The sequence below is a fragment of the Rheinheimera sp. MM224 genome (genome assembly GCF_947090785.1).
In the GTDB taxonomy this organism is placed as follows: Bacteria; Pseudomonadota; Gammaproteobacteria; order Enterobacterales; family Alteromonadaceae; genus Pararheinheimera.
Map to the genome: position 1 here is coordinate 3,802,343 of NZ_OX352320.1, position 12,627 is coordinate 3,814,969.

8 protein-coding genes are annotated in these 12,627 nt (G+C 47.4%); 4 read left to right on the forward strand and 4 right to left on the reverse strand.

The features are described from left to right. Nucleotides 1-10: 10 nt before the first annotated feature. Both glnE and OM978_RS17875 read right to left on the reverse strand, forming a co-directional pair. Nucleotides 11-2,836, reverse strand: coding sequence for a bifunctional [glutamate--ammonia ligase]-adenylyl-L-tyrosine phosphorylase/[glutamate--ammonia-ligase] adenylyltransferase (gene glnE, locus OM978_RS17870; protein ID WP_264343642.1), 2,826 nt, complete (start codon nucleotides 2,834-2,836; stop codon nucleotides 11-13). A gap of 7 nt (nucleotides 2,837-2,843) precedes the next feature. Next, the gene (locus OM978_RS17875; protein WP_264343643.1) at nucleotides 2,844-3,719 is read right to left on the reverse strand and encodes an inorganic triphosphatase; all 876 of its coding nucleotides are present in this window, start codon (nucleotides 3,717-3,719) and stop codon (nucleotides 2,844-2,846) included. 247 nt (nucleotides 3,720-3,966) lie between these two features. On the opposite strand from OM978_RS17875, the gene OM978_RS17880 reads away from it, so the two are divergent. Both OM978_RS17880 and OM978_RS17885 read left to right on the forward strand, forming a co-directional pair. Then, entirely contained in the window at nucleotides 3,967-4,590 is a 624-nt protein-coding gene (locus OM978_RS17880; protein ID WP_264343644.1) for a TIGR04211 family SH3 domain-containing protein, read from the forward strand. Between the two features lie 296 nt (nucleotides 4,591-4,886). Continuing rightward, nucleotides 4,887-5,459: a hypothetical protein gene (locus OM978_RS17885; RefSeq protein WP_264343646.1), complete on the forward strand. Its 573-nt coding sequence runs from the start codon at nucleotides 4,887-4,889 to the stop codon at nucleotides 5,457-5,459. Nucleotides 5,460-5,964: 505 nt separating this feature from the next. Here OM978_RS17885 and OM978_RS17890 read toward each other — a convergent pair. Continuing rightward, nucleotides 5,965-6,474 (reverse strand): winged helix-turn-helix transcriptional regulator, encoded by a 510-nt coding sequence (locus OM978_RS17890; protein ID WP_264343647.1) that lies wholly within the window; start codon nucleotides 6,472-6,474, stop codon nucleotides 5,965-5,967. Between the two features lie 133 nt (nucleotides 6,475-6,607). Here OM978_RS17890 and putA point away from each other — a divergent pair, with 133 nt between their 5' ends. Next, nucleotides 6,608-10,381: a bifunctional proline dehydrogenase/L-glutamate gamma-semialdehyde dehydrogenase PutA gene (gene putA, locus OM978_RS17895; protein ID WP_264343648.1), complete on the forward strand. Its 3,774-nt coding sequence runs from the start codon at nucleotides 6,608-6,610 to the stop codon at nucleotides 10,379-10,381. 187 nt (nucleotides 10,382-10,568) lie between these two features. Then, nucleotides 10,569-11,783 (forward strand): HD-GYP domain-containing protein, encoded by a 1,215-nt coding sequence (locus OM978_RS17900; protein WP_264343650.1) that lies wholly within the window; start codon nucleotides 10,569-10,571, stop codon nucleotides 11,781-11,783. Between the two features lie 8 nt (nucleotides 11,784-11,791). On the opposite strand, the gene OM978_RS17905 is transcribed toward OM978_RS17900, so the two are convergent. Continuing rightward, the gene (locus OM978_RS17905) at nucleotides 11,792-12,619 is read right to left on the reverse strand and encodes a general secretion pathway protein GspB (RefSeq protein ID WP_264343651.1); all 828 of its coding nucleotides are present in this window, start codon (nucleotides 12,617-12,619) and stop codon (nucleotides 11,792-11,794) included. Nucleotides 12,620-12,627 lie beyond the last annotated feature (8 nt).

The window sequence follows — 12,627 nt, forward strand, 5'->3', positions numbered from 1 at the left end:
ATTGAATTCCTCAGCTAAATAACTGCTCCCACACTTGTCGCACTTGCTCCATCGCTTGTTCCAATTGTTGCGCTGTTTCGGTAGCCGGATCCAGTGTTTGCCTGTGACTAACCCCTCTTAATTGCTGATAAGCCTGTTGCAGCGCCTGAGCTTGTTCCAACTGCAATAAACCGGCGGCCGCTGCCGCATCCAGAATACGAATATTGTCACTGTAGAAATACAAATCCGCATACTGACGGCCATAAGCCAACACCAGATACTGGCTTATAAACTCCAGATCCACTATGCCACCGGATGCGTGTTTCACTTCGGTTGACTGCTCACCATGATGCTGCCGCAGCTTTTGCCGCATTTCAGTGACTTCAGTTTTAAGCACAGCTAAATCCCGCGGTTTAGCTAACACTTCACTACGTATTTGATTAAAACGTTGGGCAATTTTGTCATCGCCATAGACTAAACGGCTACGCACCAGCGCTTGATGCTCCCAGGTCCAGGCTTCCTTTTCCAGATAATCGGCATAGGTATCAATATGCACAGCTAATAAACCAGCGTTGCCAGCAGGGCGCAAGCGGGTGTCTATGTCGTACAACACACCACTTGGAGTTCTGGTGGTAAACATATGCACGATGCGCTGCACCATCTTGATATAAAACTGACGTGAATCAATGGCTTTATCACCTTGAGTCGGCGCAAGATTGTCGCACTGATGCACAAAAACCAGATCTAAATCCGAACCATAACCCAGCTCCAACCCACCCAGTTTGCCATAAGCCAATACTGCAAAAGCTTTGGCGTCTTCTGGTTTTAAACCTGCAGGTAAGCCGTATTTTTCTGCTATTTGTTGCCAGGATAACTCCACTACAGCGGCAATAATGGCTTCGGCTAAAAAGGTCAGATGGTCGCTGACTTTCATCAAAGGCAAAATACCCGTGATATCGGCCGCTGCAATACGCAGTTGTTGGGCCTGTTTAAACTGGCGCAACACTTCCATTTGCAGTTCTAAATCATCGGTCGGCACCCTTAGCATGCTTTGACGTAATTTATCCCGGTAATCCGTTGAATCCGGTACCTGATACAACTGAGATGGGTCTATCAGTTCGTCCAGCAACAATGGATAACGCGCCAGATGTTCAGCCAACCAGCCACTTTTATGGCATAACATCACCAGTTGCTGCAGCGCAGGTGGGTTTTCGGATAACAACTCCAGATAGGCCGTGCGGCTAACAATCTGCCGAAACACGCCAAGTACCCGCTGCAATACCAGAGCCGAGCCTTGCTGTTTGGCCAGTTGATGTAATAAAAACGGAATAAGTTTTTCCAGTAGCTCACGACCTCTCGGGCCTACACTGCGCTTTTGGCAATCCTGCTTAAACTGCTTTAAATGCTCCAGCAGTTGCACTGCTTCATCAGCAGCTAACCAGTCCAGATGTTCAGCTAAATCTTCTGACGGCAATTCACTGTCCCAGCATAAACGGCCTAACACCATTTCTTCCGGCTCAGGGTTGTCGCCCTGATCAATCACCAGTTTAAAATGCTGATGAATACGGCCCATGGCCTGTTCAGTGGTGTCGGTCAGTTGTTGCCAGTTGCTAAAGCCTAAACCCAGCACCATTCGTTGCCGGTTCAGCTCATCGGCCGGTAAGGTTTGAGTTTGTTGATCGTCCAGGCCTTGTAACAGTTGCTCCACTTTGCGTAACCACAGATAATCCTGCCGCAATTGCTGATGCTGCTCTGGCTCTAACAGCTGCTGGCTTTGCAAAGCGTCTAATGCTTTAAAAATAGAAACTTGCTGCAACTGTGGAATACGACCACCACGAATCAACTGCAGAGTTTGCACTACAAACTCCACTTCGCGTATACCACCGGCGCCCAGCTTAATATTGTCTACGCGGTTGCGACGGCGGTTTTCCTGCTCTATCAGCTGTTTCATCCGGCGTAAGGATTCCAGTGCTGAGTAGTCGATGTAACGGCGGTAGACAAAAGGTTTTAGCAGCTGATTTAATTCCACCGCATGCACAGGATCCGGGTTCAGAATACGGGCTTTGAGCATGGCGTAGCGTTCCCACTCCCTGCCCTGCGCCTGATAATAATCTTCCATAGCAGCAAAACTCAGCACCAGCGGGCCAGAATCGCCAAAAGGCCGCAAACGCATATCGACTCTAAACACAAAACCATCGGCCGTGACCTGATGCAAAGCTGATATCAGCTTCTGGCCTAACTTGGTAAAAAACTGCTGATTTTCAACAGACCGACGGCCACCACTGGTTTCGCCGTTGTGCGGATAAGTAAAAATCAAATCGATGTCGGATGAGAAATTCAGCTCACCACCACCGAGTTTACCCATACCTAAAATCAGCAAAGGCATAGGCTTGCCTTGTTGATCCAAAGGCTGGCCCCACTGAGTGGCCACATCCTGATAAGCCCACTGATAAGCGCTGTTAATCAGGTTGTCTGCCATAGCTGAGATATCCAGCAGGCACTGCTCTGTCGATTTCACAGCGAGAATATCGGCGGCCAGAATTTGGGCAAGTATCGCATTACGGCAACGGCGCAAAGCTTTAAATACAGTAGGTTCAGTTTGATCGGCAAGATCAGACAGAGGGTTCTGATGTGTTAAAGCTTTAGCCAACAGCTCTTTATTCAGCAGCACAGCAATAAGCTCTGGTTGCTGTTGCATCACCCGGCTTAAAAATGGGCTGACCGCCAATAAGAGTTTGAGATCCTGCTGCTGTTCAGCACTTAAATCCGGCATCACCAAAGTGGGTAATACCAGATCGACTTCATGCTGTAACTCAGACGGCAATACAGCGGCTAACCGGGCGGTCAATGGGCTCATCAGTACCTCAGGCAGAAAACAAAGATTCAGAACAATTCAGCAAAGCACAGTTATAAGCTGCACTGCTGAAAAAACTCAAGGCTTGTGTCGCATCAGCTGACGGCAAAGCCGCAAAGTCTGCAGAGATAACAGACAAAGCTTTTATACATTGACCGATCACCTGCCATGACAGCGGATCCTGGCTACGTAAAAAGTAGCTTTCGTGATACTGCAGAGATTTTAATAAAGCCGCTGTGCTGCTGTTATCCAGGGGCATAAAAACCAAAGGCTGATTCTGCACCAGACGATAACCCCGCTCTGCCTTGGACTGCCAGCCCAAACGCAGCGGTAACAACTGCACCAGCTGACGCGACAGTGCAAATAAAGCTTTGACATCGCCTTGTTGCAGCTCAAGCTCGAGCTCAAATATCGTTTCGCTTTGATCTCCTGATACCACTTCGCCTTGATCCAACACAGCTTCTACTGTGCTGCCATCCGCTAAAGTGAGTAACCAGCTTTGACGAACAAAGTCAGTGCGAAACAGCTGTTTCAGCTGACTTTGCAGCAGTGCTAAATCTGTACCTTGCGGCCATATTTCAGTAGGGAAAGTATTTAATTCAGGCCAGACCGAAGCACAAGGCAGATTGTATTCAGGCCGCAGATGCAAACCACCATGCTGCTGCCCCGCCAATTTAATGGTTTGTTCAAACTGACCTTTTTTCAGCCGGGTGCGAAGGCCCGCATCAAAACGACGAAACCACAGATCATCCGTTTCATAATAAGCATTGAGTAACTGCACGCTTTCATGTTTCTGCACTGAGGCTGCCAACTGCTGCCATACAGAGTCCAAAGCAGGTAAGGTGCTTTGGGTAAGTAAAAATTTAAGTTCAGCTTCCATCGCCATAGCGGCTTATTTCCTGTTCTGTAAACGCATTTCACGCCATAAGTAATTGGTGTTGCAGTGCGGCGGCAAGCGAATGAGTCCCCATGAACATAGATAAACTATGTGATTGGGGCGAGAGAACGTAGCCAACAAAACTGCAACTTCAAGTACAACGGGGATAAGCTCTTGTCAATTGATCATCTTCTGGCCTATGATCGGCTCAATTCTTCATTTTGGCCAGATGTTGGTCGGTTTTTTTAGGATTTTTATGTTGATCACCTCAAGACCATGGCAAGCAGGAATGCTACTAGCCACAGTGTTGCTAAGCACAAGCGTCACTGCACAACAAGAAACAACAGGCACTCCGGTCAGCCCACAAAATGCCTATATCAGCGATAAGCTGATCACTTATCTGTACAACGGCCCGGGCCGCGACTTTAAAATTATTGGCAGCATTGCCGCTGGCGAAGAAATTAAATTGGTTGCAGAAGACAGTACCTCAGAATACTGGCAACTCACCGACAGCAAAGGCCGCACTGGCTGGATTTTAAAACAATACGTTAGCTTAACCCCGGTATTTGGTGGTGAAGCAGGTGAACTGCAGCAACAATTACAACAGCAGCAAAGCTTGGTGTCGCAGTTGCAACAAGAAAAAGATCAGTTGCAACAACAACTCAATGAAACCGACGCCGCAGTACAACAAGCAGAAAAAGCCACAGCAACGGCTCAGCAAACCATAGCTCTGCTGACACAGCAACTGCAGGAAAAACCATCCGCCTTCTGGCAAGACAAAATGGTATTAGGTTCCATTCTGGGTTTCGCTGGTTTGTTATTAGGCCTGATAGTCCCAGCCCTAATCCCAGGACGCCGCCGCAAAGAACGCTGGATGTAATTGACGGCTATTAGTTTTACCTTCTGAAATACCGCTATTTATTGTTGAAAAATCAGGTGCTGAGTTGGCTGTAAAGGCTCAGCGTCTGGTTCTCCCTTTTCCCAGATGTTTGAATTGATAAGTTTTTCTTAGTTCACTGTTTTTGCGTTAAATTTTCTGGTTTTTCCTCTCAAATTCATAGAAGCTAAATCAGTATAGTGTTTTGGGCACAGGCTTGACCCGCCCCTCGAGCACCTTTGACACATAACAAACTCAGTTTCGTTGAAAATCTTCAGATATATGGGAACAAACTAACCATGAAAAGATTAACTATCATTTTTTTCGCTATGTTGTCTGTTGGGTGTGCAGCTATCGGCGGTTATAAGCAGCATACGATTTCTACATCTGATGAATACGTCGATTGCGGCGTTATACTTGGAGAACCTAGAGCTGGTGGATTATCTAAAATTTCTGGCAAAGGGAACAGCGTCACTATTAAATCTGAAACAGGTAACGTACTCGCTTGTTCTGCCACAACAGGTAACGAATCATTGTATTTATTCGGCCCACTCTTACCTATCATTCCGATGTTTGGCTTGGGCAGCAGTGAACTTCCTTCCCATTCTGAATTTTCATTTATTAATTACTCAACGAATTCAAGCTCAACTGTGACTTCTTTAAGTACATTTGAGTGGTGCCATGCACCATTACCAGAAAAAGGTAAAACGTTTCATTGCGACCAATATCATTCTGGCGACTCTGTGGCAATACCAGCCAACTCAGCTTTAAAAGTCAAACTGCCATTTGATGAAAAACACAGTTTTAAAGTATCGGAGACAACTGTAGATTTTGATTATGAAAATGGACTGTATTTTATCTTTACGGGCTAAATTTAGGAGTAAGAAACCTAATCGGGGTCAAGTCTTGCAGTGTGCGTCACTGCCTCTTTTCGCTTTTTGCAGCTAATTAGAAGAGGTCATACCAACTACTGGCACCAAATCCCCATTGGGGCGCGAGCCGGACAAAATTGGGTGGCCAAGGTTTTAAGGCTGGGAGTGTCTGAGTGAGGAGCGGTAGCGACGAGCGAGTTACCCAGCCGCCTTGGACGCACGATTTTGGGCCGGGCTTTATACTCACTTCGTTCGTACCCCTTCGGGGCCAGCTAAAGCTGTTCAACGCAAGCGTTGTCGCTGCGACCTGGGGTCGCCTTTTATGAATTACATCCATGTAATTCACCCTACGAGCCAGCCTTCGGCTGTTAGAAAGTGCTTCCTGCACTTTCTTGCTTTGGATACTTTCTTTTGGCGAAGCAAAAGAAAGTATCTCGCCAGCGGCGAAAGCTTTAAAGCAAAAAATGTAGCAATCAAAAACAGTTACAACTACAAAGCGACGAAGTTATTCAGCCTTCCCCTCAGGCGCCGTAGCCAACTTAAGCGGCAAACCCGCATCCTGCTTTACCTGCTCAATCACCACATAAGTATGAGTTTGCAACACGCCTGGCAAGTCCACAATCAAACCCAATACACCCCGGTACGCCTCCATACTGGATAAGCGTAGTTTCAGCAGATAATCAAAACCACCGGCCACCATATGGCATTCCGCTACTTGAGGGATTTTCACCACCGCATCGCGAAACTGATCAAAGACTGCGCCAGTGGTTCTGTCCAGCGTCACCTGAATAAAAGCCGCAGTACCAAAACCCAGTTTACTGGCGTTTAAACGGGCGCCATAACCTTCAATAAAACCGTCCTGCTCCAGCTTGCGAACCCTGTCTATGCATGGGCTTGGGCTTAAGTTGACCTTTTTTGCCAGTTCGACATTAGAAATACGTCCATCTTTTTGCAGCGTGTCTAGAATTGTCATGTCGATACGGTCCGGTAACCGGCCTTTGGCGCTTTGAGTCATGGCAGTATTTTTTCTGGTTTTAGGGTTAATAAACCGAATTATATAAGGTTAGCGTTAAAAAGAAACCACCAAATAGGGCTGCGCTTTCACTAAAATGCAGCATAATTTTTTCAATTCACTGGATTAAAACCCTATGTTATTCCAAGGCCAACTGACCACCAGTCACGCTATTCGTCAAACCATGCGCGACCATTACCGCGCAGATGAAGATCAGGTACTCAACAACTTATTGCCTATTGCTGATATTGGCCCTGCGGCGCGCAGCCGTGCCTGGGAAAAAGCCCGTCAGTTGGTGGTGAATATCCGTGAAGCTCAGGTTGGTAAAGGGGGTGTAGACGCCCTGCTGAACGAGTTTTCTTTGTCGACAGACGAAGGTTTAGTGCTGATGTGTTTAGCCGAAGCCTTATTACGTGTGCCAGACAAACATACGGCCGACCTGCTTATTCGCGACAAGTTATCCAACGGTGATTGGAGCTCGCATTTAGGCAACAGCGAATCTTTATTTGTGAATATCTCGGCCTGGGGTTTATTGCTGACTGGCAAGCTGGTGAATTACAGCGACGATCAGAAAAAAGCTCAGTTTGGTTTATTAAAACGTACTTGTGGTCGTATGGGCGAGCCAGTGATCCGTCAGGCTGTGCGTTATGCCATGCAAATTATGGGTACCCAGTTTGTGATGGGCACCAGCATTGAAAAAGCGGTAGAACGTGCAGTAGAGCTGGAAAGCAAAGGTTTTACTTATTCGTACGATATGCTGGGTGAAGGCGCCCGCACTATGGACGACGCCAACCGCTATTTCGACAGCTACATGATGGCGATTAAAGTCATAGGCACTGCAGCGAAAAAACGTGGCCCATTAAAAAGCCCTGGCATTTCCGTGAAATTATCTGCCATTCACCCACGTTACGAATTTACCCATCGCGACCGCGTGATCAACGAATTAGTGCCACGCTTAAAACAACTGGCGATTGCCGCCAAAGCTTATGACATCAGCTTTACTGTTGATGCCGAAGAAGCTGACCGTTTAGATTTATCGTTGGATATTATCGAAGCTGTATTCTCCGATCCGGAATTAAACGGCTGGGAAGGTTTTGGTTTAGCAGTGCAGGCCTACTCCAAACGTGGTTTGTTTGTCATTGAATGGCTGCGTGAGCTGACGGTCAAAGTGGGCCGTAAAATGATGGTGCGTCTGGTCAAAGGCGCGTATTGGGATACTGAAGTAAAAGTTAGCCAGACTGAAGGTTTAAGCGACTTCCCGGTATTTAGCCGCAAGCCGTCGACCGATGTGTCTTATCAGGCTTGTGCCAAAAAGATGCTGGAATACCGCGACAGTATGTACCCTATGTTCGCCACTCACAACGCTTACACAGTAGCCACCATTTTAGAAATGGCGCCGGATCGCACTGGTTATGAGTTCCAGCGTTTACACGGTATGGGTGATGCACTGTACGATCAAATCGTGGCTGATGACAAAGTCCCTTGCCGTATTTACGCTCCTGTCGGCGAACACTCTGACTTACTGGCTTATTTAGTCCGTCGTTTATTAGAAAACGGTGCTAACAGCTCTTTTGTTAACAACATTGTTGATGAAAATATTCCGGTTGAGTCTTTATTAAAAGATCCGGTAGAAACAGTGCGTGCCTGGAGCAAAAAACGTAATAACTCTATTCCGTTACCAGACCAACTGTACGGTGCGGCTCGCCTGAACTCTAAAGGTCAGGACTTTACCGATATCGATCAGGTCACAGCTATGCGCGAAGCCATGGATACATGGCTCGCTTCTGTCAGCCAGATTGAAGTACCAGCAGGTGCTTTTGCTGTGACTAACCCGGCCAACACCAAAGAAGTGATAGGTTTCCATCATCACAGCAACAGTGCTCAAATGGAGCAGACGGTAACCAACGCTGAAGCCGCATTCCCAGCCTGGTCTGCGACTGCGGTGACTGAACGCGCTGCGCTTTTAAATAAACTGGCTGATCAACTGGAATTACACCGCGACGAATTACTGGCTTTATGTATTAAAGAAGCCGGTAAAACCGTAGGCGACAGCATGGCCGAAGTACGCGAAGCTGTTGATTTCTGCCGTTATTATGCGGCTGAAGCCAGCAAGAACCTGCAAGCATCTCAAGCCCGTGGTGTAGTGCTTTGTATCAGTCCGTGGAACTTCCCACTGGCTATTTTCTTAGGTCAGGTCAGCGCAGCTTTAGTGGCTGGTAATACAGTAGTAGCTAAGCCTGCCGAGCAAACCAGCTTAATAGCTGTGCGTACTCTGGAGCTGATGAAAGCTGCTGGTTTCCCGGACAATGTAGTGCAACTGGTGATAGCACCAGGTCGTCAGGTCGGTGAAGTCATAGTGCCGGATAGCCGTATTCAGGCCGTGATGTTTACAGGTTCTACTGAAACTGGTGCCTGGATTGCCCGTAAACTGGCCGAACGCGGTGGCGAGCCAGTGCCACTAATTGCCGAAACCGGTGGTCAGAATTGTATGATTGTTGACTCTACCGCTCTGCCTGAGCAAGTAGTAGACGATGTGATCTCTTCTGGTTTCCAAAGCGCAGGTCAACGTTGTTCAGCACTTCGGGTATTGTTCCTGCAGGAAGATGTCGCCGATAAGATCATCACTATGATCAAAGGCGCTATGAAAGAGTTGCATGTAGGCGACCCGGCCTGGTTAAGCACGGACTTAGGTCCTGTGATTGACACCAAAGCGTTAGAGCGTTTAAACCAGCATGTGCAGTATCTGGAAGGCAAAGCGACCTTGCATTATGTTTGTGATGCACCATCTGCAGGCGATCATTATTTCTTCGCACCACGTTTATATGAAATCAGCAGCCTGAATCTGCTGGAACGTGAAGTGTTTGGCCCAGTAGTGCATATCATCCGCTTTAAAGCGGAAGAGCTGGATAAAGTCATTCAGCAAATCAACGCCACAGGCTATGGCCTGACTATGGGTATCCATAGCCGTATTGCCCAAACCACAATGAAAGTTGCCAGCGAAATCAAAGCGGGTAACATCTATGTGAACCGCAATATGATTGGTGCTGTAGTGGGTGTTCAGCCATTTGGTGGCCGTGGTTTATCTGGTACTGGCCCTAAAGCCGGTGGCCCGTTTTACTTAAGCCGTCTGGTGAAAGAACATGAGTTACAGGCCCCTGCTTTGGATGCTGCTTTACAACAACAGTTAGAAGCGGCCAGCGGTTTTGATGCTCAGTTGAACACTCAACTGCAGCAAATGGCTGTGGCTCAGGTGCCGTGGCTGAATCAAAACGTCACCAACCGAGGTTCTGTGTTACGTCGTTTTATCGCTCAGCTGGCTGGTAACAAGTTGGTATCGGAGCAAGAGCACGACTTAAACGACGTGATCACAGCGGCTCGTGAACAGCTGCAGTTTATCGAAAAAGAGCTGGCCCAGCCTATTACTCTGCCAGGACCTACAGGTGAATCTAACCAATTGCATCTGGAAGCCAAAGGTGTAGTGGCGCTGATTCGTAGCGAACACAGCAGCTTCCAACACTGGATGCTGGCGTTAATCACAGCTCTGGTATCAGGTAATGCAGTGGCCAGTACTGCAGGCGAAGCTCAGCATGCAGAAATGGACACCTGCCGTAAGTTGTTACTGCAGGCTGGTTTACCAGCGAACCTGTTCCATTGGGTGAAGTTGCCAGCCTTAAAAGCGCTGTTAGCGCATCCAACACTGGCAACAGCTGTAATTGAAGGCACCAACCCACTGAAAGCAATATCTGCGCAGTGGATGGCGGCCCGTGATGGCGCTATCAGTGCTTTAGTCACCAGCCCAGCTGATCATCAGTTATTGCATCGTTTAGTGACAGAAAAAACCGTCACTATCAATACAACAGCTGCCGGTGGTAATGCCTCGTTAATGACGATGACAGACAACCTGGGTTAAAACTTCAGCAAAAGCTAATTAAACCGTCGCAACAACGTTCCAGACAGTTGCGACATACCGTCCCTCCATGGACATATAGCCCGCCTTGTTGCGGGCTTTCTTTTTGCCTAAGAACAATGTATCATTTTTTTCATATTTACAATTATTAGTGAATTTCCGAAATTCGGCAATCACAGAGAGTCAGCCTATGACAGCACCAGCTCAGCTTAAAGTTTTGTCTATTGCCGAATTACAGCCAGGCATGTACGTAGTGTCTGTGCATAAGCAAAAAGGCAATGTCGAAATTAAAACCCAGGGCTGGGCCAGAACTGCTGCTGTAATAGAGCAACTGAAGAAAAAAGGCGTGCTGGAACTGGTGGTAGATTTAAGTAAAACTTTGGAGCAACCCAAAGTAGAAGCCGCTGCCTCATCAGAGCCTGTGCCCGCAGCGTCAACAGGAAGAACACGCGAAAAAGTTAGTTTTGAGCAAGAGCTTGGGCAAGCCAATGTGCTGTACCAACAAGCCAAAGGACTGCAGAAAAAAGCCTTTGCCGATATTCAGGCAGGTCGCGAGTTGAACCTGCAACAGTTTCAGGACTGCGCCACGGGGTTTATCGACTCGGTATTTCGTAATCAGGATGCCTTACTCTGCATCAGCCGCATCCGCGAAAAAGATGCCTACCTGCTGGAACACTCGGTCAACGTATCTATTCTGATGACCATTTTTGCCAAACAAATGAAGTTTGACGAAGAGCTGATCCAACAACTGGCGACAGGCGCCTTATTGCACGACATAGGCAAAATTCTGGTGCCGGACAGCATACTGAATAAACCCGGCAAACTGACGGCAGAAGAATTTGGTGAGATGCGCCGTCATGTGGTGTATAGCAAAGAAATTCTCGACAAAATACCAGGCTTAAGCCCCATCAGTATTGATGTGGCGGCTGTGCATCATGAGCGACTGGATGGCAAAGGTTACCCTCATGGTTTGGCCGAGCAGCAAATCTCTGTATATGGCCGGATGATTTCTATAGTCGACACCTACGATGCTATTACCGCACAACGCTGCTACAAAGAAGGTCAGACTGGTATTTCGGCGCTGAAAATATTAAAACGCGAATCGCCACAAAGTTTTGATCCTGTGCTGTTGGCGCAGTTTATTAAAGCTATCGCCATTCACCCTGTCGGCACTTTAGTCAAACTGAACAATGAAAAGTTGGGCATAGTGATTAAATCGAATGAGCAGGATCCGCTGCGTCCTGTGCTCAAGGTATTTTACAACTGCAAGTTCAGACGTTATATCGAAATTTCTATTGTTGATCTGGCGAGCAATAAAGTGGATCTGGAAATTGAAGGTGCTGTGATGCCTGAAGATTTTGGTATTGATATGATTCGTTTTTTCCGCCAGTCAGTGCTGGAGTAACAACGTCTTTAGCGACGTTGATAACTCCAGTCTGTTAATGCTTCGACACTAAACTGAACCTGATTAAATTGCAGCACCACATACTGCGGCAATATCTCTTTGACCTGAATATCTGCTGTCACCCACTGGCCTTGTTGTAAGTCTTTGCCGTTTACTTTGATCCAACGTTGTTTGGCATCAGTGGCGTAGACATGAGCTTCAAAGCGCAATGAAGGTAATTGGCGCTGTAATAAGTCATCCAGTTGATTAATATCCTGCGCCGGCACATCGTGGTAATTAATTTCTTGTTTGCGTTGCTGTGGGCTATCGGCGGCAGCCAAAGCCGACTCAAATTTACCGCGCAGTTCAGCTGATACATCGGATTGTTCCAGCTCTGCTGCAGGTAATAATTCGTCAACCGGGGTTAATTCTTCGTCTGTATCCGCTTCCTGCATTTGCTCAAAATCAACAAAGTCTTCATCCCTCTCGTCACCACTGGCGCGCCCTAATACTTTCTCACCGCGTTTGGCCGATACAACGAGTTGCGGATCTTCTTCCGGCACTTCTTCCAGTTGCACAGGCTCCGTTGGTTTTAATAAATCGGCTGCCAGTTGCAGTTCCATCGCGATATCAGCCGCATTGGCAATAGCAGGTGCAGCCTGAACCGGGGCAACCACCACTTCAGAGACAGGCTCTTTATTATCGAATTGATACTGGCCAATAAAAAAGCCCAGCAATAAACCTAAAACCACTAATAAAGTTAAAGCAGCAATACGCCAGCCATGGCCTGATGCAGGTTTAGCTGCGGCCACTGGTACTTGCTGTTGTTGCTTTAACGCATCCATTAATAACGACATGACGGGTT

Coding starts and splice junctions, on each gene's coding strand:
- OM978_RS17875 (WP_264343643.1), bottom strand. CDS start 3,719: ATGGCGATGGAAGCTGAACTTAAATTTTTACTTACCCAAAGCACCTTA.
- OM978_RS17890 (WP_264343647.1), bottom strand. CDS start 6,474: ATGACTCAAAGCGCCAAAGGCCGGTTACCGGACCGTATCGACATGACA.
- OM978_RS17880 (WP_264343644.1), top strand. CDS start 3,967: ATGTTGATCACCTCAAGACCATGGCAAGCAGGAATGCTACTAGCCACA.
- OM978_RS17905 (WP_264343651.1), bottom strand. CDS start 12,619: ATGTCGTTATTAATGGATGCGTTAAAGCAACAACAGCAAGTACCAGTG.
- glnE (WP_264343642.1), bottom strand. CDS start 2,836: ATGAGCCCATTGACCGCCCGGTTAGCCGCTGTATTGCCGTCTGAGTTA.
- OM978_RS17885 (WP_264343646.1), top strand. CDS start 4,887: ATGAAAAGATTAACTATCATTTTTTTCGCTATGTTGTCTGTTGGGTGT.
- putA (WP_264343648.1), top strand. CDS start 6,608: ATGTTATTCCAAGGCCAACTGACCACCAGTCACGCTATTCGTCAAACC.
- OM978_RS17900 (WP_264343650.1), top strand. CDS start 10,569: ATGACAGCACCAGCTCAGCTTAAAGTTTTGTCTATTGCCGAATTACAG.